The organism is Gluconobacter japonicus (genome assembly GCF_002723975.1).
In the GTDB taxonomy this organism is placed as follows: domain Bacteria; phylum Pseudomonadota; class Alphaproteobacteria; order Acetobacterales; family Acetobacteraceae; genus Gluconobacter; species Gluconobacter japonicus.
Window position 1 is genome coordinate 1 of record NZ_BEWO01000047.1, and the last position, 8132, is coordinate 8132.

Annotated in this window: 7 protein-coding genes; 3 read left to right on the forward strand and 4 right to left on the reverse strand. The window is 57.2% G+C overall.

What is annotated here, in order from left to right:
• Positions 1–257: 257 nt before the first annotated feature.
• A complete protein-coding gene (locus GJA01_RS14670) occupies positions 258–1055 on the forward strand; it encodes a helix-turn-helix transcriptional regulator (protein ID WP_062502492.1) in 798 nt (265 codons plus the stop codon).
• Positions 1052–1519 carry a GNAT family N-acetyltransferase gene (locus tag GJA01_RS14675; protein ID WP_062502491.1) on the forward strand — a complete coding sequence of 156 codons (468 nt, stop codon included), beginning with the start codon at positions 1052–1054 and terminating at the stop codon, positions 1517–1519. Before GJA01_RS14670 ends, GJA01_RS14675 begins: the two co-directional genes overlap by 4 nt.
• A gap of 62 nt (positions 1520–1581) precedes the next feature.
• On the opposite strand, the gene ssb is transcribed toward GJA01_RS14675, so the two are convergent.
• Entirely contained in the window at positions 1582–2148 is a 567-nt protein-coding gene (gene ssb / locus GJA01_RS14680; protein WP_010503364.1) for a single-stranded DNA-binding protein, read from the reverse strand.
• 128 nt (positions 2149–2276) lie between these two features.
• Here ssb and uvrA point away from each other — a divergent pair, with 128 nt between their 5' ends.
• On the forward strand, positions 2277–5270 hold the full coding sequence (gene uvrA / locus GJA01_RS14685) for an excinuclease ABC subunit UvrA (protein ID WP_062502490.1): 2994 nt from the start codon (positions 2277–2279) through the stop codon (positions 5268–5270).
• Positions 5271–5310: 40 nt separating this feature from the next.
• Here the strand turns inward: uvrA and GJA01_RS14690 are convergent, their stop codons facing one another.
• The 3 genes from GJA01_RS14690 to trhO all read right to left on the reverse strand — a co-directional run bounded on the left by GJA01_RS14690 (position 5311) and on the right by trhO (position 7961).
• Entirely contained in the window at positions 5311–5838 is a 528-nt protein-coding gene (locus GJA01_RS14690; RefSeq protein ID WP_062502489.1) for a hypothetical protein, read from the reverse strand.
• Positions 5838–6911, reverse strand: a complete 1074-nt coding sequence (locus GJA01_RS14695; RefSeq protein WP_010503361.1) for a purine nucleoside permease — start codon at positions 6909–6911, stop codon at positions 5838–5840. The genes GJA01_RS14690 and GJA01_RS14695 overlap by 1 nt, the downstream gene beginning before the upstream one ends.
• A gap of 117 nt (positions 6912–7028) precedes the next feature.
• Positions 7029–7961, reverse strand: coding sequence for an oxygen-dependent tRNA uridine(34) hydroxylase TrhO (gene trhO, locus GJA01_RS14700; protein WP_062502488.1), 933 nt, complete (start codon positions 7959–7961; stop codon positions 7029–7031).
• Positions 7962–8132 lie beyond the last annotated feature (171 nt).

An 8132-nucleotide genomic window follows, 5' to 3' on the forward strand; every position in this document is an offset into this window, starting at 1 on the left:
AGCTTACATGACCACCCCCGCACCCGAGATCCAGAACATGCTCAAGTCTTCGTCCCTGAACAGTCTGAATAATGACGTCCAAATCAGCGCCCTGACTGTGAACCGTACTTTCAACATAAGCCGAGGCTCTCGCCTCATAGTGTGAGGCAGCAAACTGCCCAGCCTGCTTCGTCATCGACTGTTCTCCTTCTGAAAACACCCTCCCAACATTCCAAGCGTGGTATAAGATCCTAATTTATCATGGTATAATTTATACTATGCCAACAGATCGTCGCCAGACCCTTGGTCAGTTTCTTCGCACACAACGAGAAAAGCTTTCACCTTCGCAGGCAGGACTGCTGGTCGTTCCTCACCGCAGACGAACACCAGGGTTACGGCGCGAAGAAGCCGCCCAACTCTGCGGCATCAGCACAACCTGGTACACATGGCTGGAACAGGGCCGCGACGTCACCTGTTCTCCAGCGAGCCTGTCACGCATTGCCACAGCCCTGCAAATGTCCACCACAGAAAGGCGTTATCTTTTCACGCTTGCTGAACTCCGTGATCCGCACCAGATCATCCCTTCAGTCGCAACGCCAAACGCATTGCTGAACCTGCCGGAACAAATCAAAAGTCCCGCATACCTGCTTGACCCGCTCTGGAATGTTCTGAGTGCCAACGATCCTGCCAAAGCGCTGTTCACAGGCTGGATGGACAGCCCTGAGCCCAACCAGCTCCGATATGTTTTCCTGAACCCTGAGGCGAAAACATTCCTGACGAACTGGCCCGACCGCTCCAGACGCCTGCTCGCAGAATTCCGCGCTGACACAGCCCACCTTGCCAGAACCACGGCGTTCCAGGCCCTGACCTCTGCCCTTCAGGCTGAAAGCCAGGAATTTCTCCATTTCTGGCAGGACCAGCGTGTTCTCCCCAGAGAAGGCGGACAACGCAGCTTCCAGCATCCAGTCCGTGGAGTGCTGAACTACGAACAGATAACTCTCACCCCCGCAGAACACACAGGGTATAAACTCGTCATCCTGACGCCGACCACGATTGAACAGACAAGCGCATCATGAGCCCGACATTCACCCTCCATCCCGCCGATTTTTCCAACCCGCAAACGCGTGACCTTCTGGCCCTTCACCTCGCAGGAATGCACGAAAACACCCCAGCCGGACACGTCTTCGCCCTTGACCTGTCAGGCCTCATGGCACCTGAAATCGAAGTCTGGACTGTCCATCGACAGGATCGCGTAGCCGGAATCGGCGCACTCAAACGCCTGAACGATCAGGCAGGCGAGCTCAAATCCATGCGCACCCATCCTGACTTTCTGAGACAGGGCGTTGCCAGTACTCTGCTGGATCACCTTATCCACAGAGCGCGTTCTGAGGGGATGAAGACACTCAGCCTTGAGACCGGACGCGGATCTTCCTTCGAACCGGCTCTGGCGCTCTATCAAAGCCGAGGCTTCCAACCGGGCGAAGCCTTCGGTGACTATCAGGCTTCAGAATTCAACCAGTTCTTCCATCTGCCCCTCTGAACGCCCGCGCCGGACATAAAAAAACCGGACTGACATTGCCAGCCCGGTTCCAAACGCATCCCTCAGAACGGGATTTCGTCATCCAGATCGTTATCCGGCGGCGCATCCCAGCCACCACCCCGGTTACCACCGCCAGACGACCCACCTGAGCGACCGCCATCATTACCACCGCCGAAGCCACCGCCCCGGTTGCCGCCACCAAAGCCGCCACCATTGCTGTTTCCACCGCCGTAAGACGAGCCGCCTCCGTCGAAGCCACCCTCGTCGCCGCCACTGCGGTTACTGTCGAGCAGCACCAGTTCACCGCGGAAACGATCGATCGTCACTTCCGTCGTGTAACGCTCCTGGCCTGACTGGTCGGTCCACTTCCGGGTCCGCAGTTCGCCTTCCAGATAGACCTTGCGGCCCTTGCGCAGAAAACGCTCTGCCACATCGCCCAGACGATCATTGAAGATCACGACACGATGCCATTCGGTGCGCTCCTTGCGCTCACCGCTCTGACGGTCGTTCCATGTTTCAGACGTCGCAATCGTCAGATTGACGATCTTCGAACCTGACTGCGTGTTCCGGACTTCCGGGTCCTTGCCCAGATTCCCGACCAGAATCACCTTGTTGACGCTACCTGCCATTCCGTACCAACCAATTTTCTCGAATTGTTCTTTTCATATAGGGCGTGAAAACCCATCTATAAAGTGATCTAGCACCGTTCAGGCGCGTTGCGAACACAATTGCCTTTTCTGCACATCCCGGGGTCTTCGTGAGCTTTCCAGACAATCATTCGATCCGTGTCCGTGGCGCACGCGCCCACAACCTCAAGAATATCGACGTCACAATCCCCCGTGACTCGCTCACGATCATCACGGGCCTGTCTGGCTCGGGGAAATCTTCGCTCGCGTTCGATACAATCTACGCAGAAGGCCAGCGCCGCTACGTTGAAAGCCTCTCGGCCTATGCCCGCCAGTTTCTCGAACTGATGGGCAAACCAGACGTAGATTCCATCGAAGGGCTCTCTCCCGCCATCTCGATCGAGCAGAAAACCACTTCAAAAAACCCCCGCTCGACCGTCGGCACGATCACGGAGATCCACGACTATATGCGTCTGCTCTGGGCGCGCGTGGGTATTCCCTATTCTCCTGCTACTGGCCTGCCCATCGAAGCCCAGACCGTCAGCCAGATGGTGGACCGGGTCATGGCGCTTCCGGAGGGCATGCGCCTGATGCTTCTCGCACCGGTTGTCCGTGACCGGAAAGGCGACTGCAAACGCGAACTCGCAGAACTGTCCCGCAAGGGCTTCACCCGCGTCAAAATCGACGGTGAGCTTTACGAAATCGCCGAAGCCCCGGAACTGAACCGCAAGACGCGCCACAACGTGGAAGTGGTGGTGGACCGGATCGTCGTCAAACCCGATCTAGAATCCCGCTTGGCTGACAGCTTTGAAACCGCCCTCGAACTCTCCGATGGTCTCGCCTACGCCGAGGAAGTCAAACGCGCTGACGACAAGGCCGCTCCAGCCCACATCGTTTTCTCGTCCCGCTTCGCCTGCCCGGTCTCAGGCTTTACGATTGAAGAGATCGAGCCACGCCTGTTCTCCTTCAACGCGCCAATGGGTGCCTGCCCAACATGCGATGGTATCGGAACAGAAACGCATTTTGATGCCAATCTGATCGTCCCGGATGACAGCCTGACACTTGCCGGAGGCGCCATTGCCCCATGGAAAGGCGCCAGCACGGACTGGTACGACCAGACCCTCGCCGCGCTCGCCCGTCACTGTGGCGACACCATGAATACACCATGGGGCGCCCTGAAAGCTGAAACGCGCGACCTGATCCTCAACGGCTCCAGAGAAGCGATTGCCATTCCATACCGCGATGGCAGCAAAGTCCACACCGTAACCAAGCCTTTCGAAGGCGTCCTGAAAAACCTTCGCCGTCGCATGGCCCAGACCGACAGCATGTGGGTTCGGGAAGAACTGTCGCGCTACCAGTCCGAAAAACCCTGTCACGTCTGCCATGGCGCACGCCTGAAACCGGAAGCACTCTGCGTGAAGGTCAATGACCTGAACATCGCCGAAGCTTCAGACATGCAGATCCGCAAGGCCCTCGACTGGTTCTCAGGCGTCGAAGCAACCCTGACACCTCAGCGGGCCGAAATCGCCCGCCGCATCCTCCGTGAAATTACGGACCGCCTGCACTTCCTCGATGATGTGGGTCTGGACTACCTGACGCTTTCCCGAGGATCGGCCACGCTTTCTGGCGGTGAAAGCCAGCGCATCCGTCTGGCTTCCCAGATCGGTTCCGGCCTGACCGGCGTTCTGTATGTGCTGGACGAACCTTCCATCGGGCTGCACCAACGCGACAACGAGCGCCTTCTCAGCACATTGGAACGCCTCAAACGCCTCGGAAACACAGTCATCGTCGTCGAACATGACGAAGACGCCATCCGCGCGGCCGACTACCTGATCGACATGGGCCCCGGTGCCGGAACACGCGGCGGAAACGTCATCGCCACAGGCACCCCAAAAGAAGTGGCCAAGAACAAGGACAGCCTGACAGGCGCCTACCTATCAGGCCGAAAGTTCATCCCCGTCCCGGAAAACCGTCGCACATCTGACAAAACGCTCACCCTCGTCGGTGCCAAGGGTAACAACCTCAAAGACCTGACCGTCGATTTCCCACTCGGCACATTCATTGCCGTGACGGGCGTATCAGGCGGCGGCAAATCTACGCTGGTTGTTGATACGCTCTACAAGGCGCTGTCCAGGCAGCTCATGAAGTCGAGTCAGTCCCCGTTACCCTATGACCGTCTGGAAGGCGTAGACAATCTCGACAAGATCATCGAGATCGACCAGTCCCCCATCGGGCGGACACCGCGCTCCAATCCTGCCACCTATACGGACCTGTTCGCCCCTATCCGGGACTGGTTCGCTGAACTGCCAGAGTCCAAAGCACGCGGTTACAAACCCGGCCGCTTCTCCTTCAATGTGAAGGGCGGCCGTTGCGAAGCCTGTCAGGGCGATGGCGTCCTGAAAATCGAAATGCACTTCCTGCCGGACGTGTTCGTCACCTGTGACACCTGCAAAGGCGCGCGTTACAACCGTGAAACACTGGAAGTAAAGTTCCGCGGCAACTCCATCGCGGATGTGCTGGCCATGACCGTGGACGAGGCGCTCCCCTTCTTCCAGGCCGTCCCGAAAATCCGTGATCGTCTGGCCATTCTCCAACAGGTTGGCCTCGGTTACGTCGCTCTCGGCCAGCAGGCAACTACGCTTTCAGGCGGTGAAGCCCAGCGCGTCAAACTTTCCAAGGAACTCGCCAAACGCGCAACCGGCCGCACGCTCTACATCCTCGATGAGCCAACGACCGGCCTGCATACGGAAGACGTTCGCAAGCTACTTGAAGTACTTCACGCACTCGTCGATCAGGGCAATACCGTTCTGGTCATCGAACACAATCTGGAAGTCATCAAAACGGCAGACTGGCTGATTGACATCGGACCGGAAGGTGGAGACGGTGGCGGCAATATCGTTGCAGCCGGAACACCGGAAGAGATCGCGGCCTGCAAAGCCAGCCACACCGGACGCTTCCTTGCACCCCTTCTGAATGCACCAGGCGTCCGTCAGCGGAGAGAAACAACCGTGATTGGCACACCCCAGAACCTCATCGACACCTTGCCACCTCGAAAAACCAAAACCAAACCAGCATCCGAGAAGCCAACCCGCGGTCGTTCTAAGAAGGTGAAAACTCCCGCCTGACGTAAGGCCTTTCCGGCTCTCTCCCACGGGAAAGAGCCGATTACCCCACCCCGAGCAGCATCAAGAGCCCAGCCGCCAGAAACACAAGCCCATTGAAGAGGCCATGACAAAGGGCCGTAGTCCAGAACGGACTAACCCCTTCTGTCACCTCGGCACGCCGGTAGCAGAGATAAAGGCAGGTTCCACCCACTACACCCGTACAAAGCGCGGTCAGAAAACTGCGATGAAAATGAGCCCCACCGTAATGGGCCCATACAAACGACACCACACACGCAATCCACGCCAGACCGGGCGCAAAAACTTTGCCGCCAAACAGTTTGTCTACGACCCAAATGGGAATCCAGAAGTTCAGAAAGGTCTCGACAACAGGCGCAAGCAAAACGGCTGATAGAACCAGCGCGACTGGATTAAGATCGGCGTCAGAATGTTCAGGCTGCCACCCAGCCCAGTCTATCAAGACATGCAGCGGAACAGAGAGCAGAAGCCCGATCAAGGCATAGCGGAATGCAATCCTCCCACTGACCGGAAATGCCACATCCGGCTCCCCCTGCACGCCCGTATCCTGCATCAGGGAACATGACCCGGAACATGGTCTTCATAGACCGCCCAGTGTCCCGCCAGTTCATGCACGACAACACTTCCCACACGCCATGCTGCTTCATAAGCTGGCAGACCATCGCCCGAATACTCTTCCGACACGGTCTTATACGCCTTCCGCCCCTTTGGCGGCAGCGTGTAGTTGGACGCCGTGCGGAGAACCATTAATCGCTGGAAATCTGCTTTCTTCATCCGGTCCAGACGCACCATCGCTGATGCAATCGCGGAATCCTCCATGTTACTCATGGCGAACACGCCCTGAGCGTTCGTGAACATCTTCACCCAGTCCCGCGCGTACTGGTTCAGATAATGCCCATGCCAGTAGAGATCAGACGCAAAACTGTCTCCCTGAATAACGGAAGGCGCTTTCACCGCCGCTGGATACTCGGCCCATCCCTTGGAATAAGCCCGCATCTCCGGCGTATCCATAAGCTTCACCGTCTGCGTGCGCTCCCACGCCCAGTGCGAAAGCCCAGCATTCAGCGGAAAGACAATCGGATATCCAGCATTCGGCCCATGCTCCTGATCCGACCCCTCAAGCGTTCCAGGCCGCACCGCGCCAGCCGCGTAAACGCCGTAAGGCCAGTCTTTCGGCACTTCACGCATATCGATGGACTGCGCCACATCATTCACAACATACCGCGCCCACGCTGCTGACCCAACGGACATGACCTGTGGATCAGCCCCGGCAATACCGGTCACCAGCCAGTACGCTTTCGTCAGATCAAACCGCGGGTCCATGCCCAGCGCCATAATAGATGGCCCGGCATTCACCAGCGTCATCCCCGTCACAATCGCAATTTCGGTATGTTCCGGATTGGTGAGAATATCATGTACGCCCCCCGGAAACGCCACATGTTCCGTCAAATGTTCCCGCTCGGCCCAGAGCTGAAGCTCCCCTGGCTGATCGCCGGTATCCGCACCCTTCTCGAAGGTCGTCACAACCACAACCCGGACAGGCCAGGGCTTCTGTGCAAATGCTACGGCGGGAAGCGCCATCATCCCGGCACAAACCAGTCCAGCCCAACGAAACATCTTCACCATCACACCGCCTCAGCCGTTTTCATTACGAATTCAGAAAAATCAGCAGAAGCGTGAACAGGTCAAGTCGTTCATCCGTCGTCTTTGCAACTCTAACGGTTTGTCTTCTCCGTAATGGCCTCAGGAGCCCAGATGCTCCGTCCCTCGCTTACGCGCCAGCATCTCCTGACGTTCACGCGAAGCATAGCGCTGGCGTTGTTCTTCCGTGCGCTCATTATGACAATGCGGACAGGACACGCCCTGCACAAACAGCGGAGACGCCTTGTCCTTCTCGCTGACAGGACGACGGCAGGCATGACAGACATCGTAACTGCCGATTTCCAGACCATGCTTCACCGAAACACGCTGATCGAACACAAAGCATTCGCCTTCCCAAAGGCTTTCTTCTTCCGGGACAGTTTCCAGATATTTCAGAATACCGCCCTTAAGATGATAAACCTCATCCAGCCCTTCACCCTTCACAAAAGACGTGGATTTCTCACAGCGAATACCACCCGTGCAGAACATGGCAATCTTCGGCACCTTGCCCTTTGCCTCAAGCTCTTTGCGACGGTTGCGGAACCACTCTGGAAACTCCCTGAATGACCGCGTCTTGGGATCTTCTGCTCCCTTAAACGTCCCAATCGCCACTTCATAATCATTGCGCGTATCAATGATGATTGTCTCCGGATCGGAGATCAGCGCATTCCATTCAGCGGGATCAAGATACTGCCCAACATCCTTGCGAGGATCGATATTAGGCTGCCCCATGGTGACGATCTCTTTCTTGAGCCGTACCTTCATGCGCCGGAACGGCAGTTCCGGAGCCCGGGATTCCTTGATCTCCAGTTCCTCGCAACCGGGCAAAGCGCGAATATGCTCCAGCACGCGCTCCATGCCTTCGTCAGAACCCGCAATGGTGCCGTTAATGCCTTCCGGAGCCAGCAACAGGATACCTTTGATCCCCTCCTGGTCGCACACCTGCTGTAAAGGCTCCCGCAGAGCGGAAACATCCTCAAACGGCGTAAAATTATAAAGCGCGACGATACGGATCGGCGGAAGGACATCAGACACAGGGGGCGACCATCCAGCTCTGCGACCGCAGGCAGACCCACGATCAGGTGACAATACGCCCCGCCAATATCAGGCTCTCGTCTCCAATTCCAGAAAACTCCTGATTGTCTCGGTCAGGCAGCCGTTTCCGTCATCGGCAACCTCTTATCCTTGATAAGACGCTTGAGAGTG

Excerpts from the sequence above, each read along its gene's own strand:
- GJA01_RS14690 (WP_062502489.1), bottom strand. The coding sequence starts at position 5,838 with ATGCAGGATACGGGCGTGCAGGGGGAGCCGGATGTGGCATTTCCGGTC.
- ssb (WP_010503364.1), bottom strand. The coding sequence starts at position 2,148 with ATGGCAGGTAGCGTCAACAAGGTGATTCTGGTCGGGAATCTGGGCAAG.
- GJA01_RS14695 (WP_010503361.1), bottom strand. The coding sequence starts at position 6,911 with ATGGTGAAGATGTTTCGTTGGGCTGGACTGGTTTGTGCCGGGATGATG.
- GJA01_RS14670 (WP_062502492.1), top strand. The coding sequence starts at position 258 with ATGCCAACAGATCGTCGCCAGACCCTTGGTCAGTTTCTTCGCACACAA.
- GJA01_RS14675 (WP_062502491.1), top strand. The coding sequence starts at position 1,052 with ATGAGCCCGACATTCACCCTCCATCCCGCCGATTTTTCCAACCCGCAA.